This window comes from Plantibacter sp. VKM Ac-2885 (assembly GCF_015351205.1).
GTDB lineage: Bacteria > Actinomycetota > Actinomycetes > Actinomycetales > Microbacteriaceae > Plantibacter > Plantibacter auratus.
The window spans coordinates 1-668 of sequence record NZ_JADKSK010000004.1; the positions used below are offsets into that span (position 1 = coordinate 1).

The following is a 668-nucleotide window of genomic DNA, read 5'->3' on the forward strand; positions in this document are numbered from 1 at the left end:
GTCTCGCTCGGCGGAGACGTCGGAGGCGGGGTGTTCGGATCCGGCGGCGTTCCAGTGCTCGTGGCCGTGTTGGTCACCTTGCCGGCGTCGACATCAGCCTGCGTGAGGACATACGGTGCCGTCGCAGTGGTCTGCTCACCCGGCGCCAACGTGCGCGTCGGATACGTGATCTCACCCAACTCACCCGTCCCAGTGAACGAGCCCTCCTGCACGGTGACGTCCGTCAACGTGACGTTGCCCGTGTTGGTGATCACGAACGAGTACGTGATCGTGTCCCCCACCTTCCCGGCCTGGGCTGGGTCAGCGGACTTCACGGTCGTCAGCGACGGGTTCGGGTCAACGGTCACAGTCGTTTCCGTCGGCGGGGTCTCCGTCGGCGGACCCGTCGGCGGCGTCCCCTCACCAGTAGCCGTGTTAGTCACCTTGCCGGCATCGACATCAGCCTGCGTGAGGACATACGGTGCCGTCGCAGTGGTCTGCTCACCCGGCGCCAACGTGCGCGTCGGATACGTGATCTCACCCAACTCACCCGTCCCAGTGAACGAGCCCTCCTTCACCGTGATGCCCGTCATCGTGACGTTGCCCGTGTTGGTGAACAGGAACGAATACGTGATCGTGTCCCCCACCTTCCCGGCCTGAGCCGGATCAGCAGACTTCACCATCGTCAA

1 pseudogene is annotated in these 668 nt (G+C 64.5%); it reads right to left on the bottom strand.

What is annotated here, in order from left to right:
- Nucleotides 1-662 (bottom strand): annotated as a pseudogene (locus tag ITJ66_RS20285) (hypothetical protein); the annotation flags it as partial.
- Nucleotides 663-668: the final 6 nt, after the last annotated feature.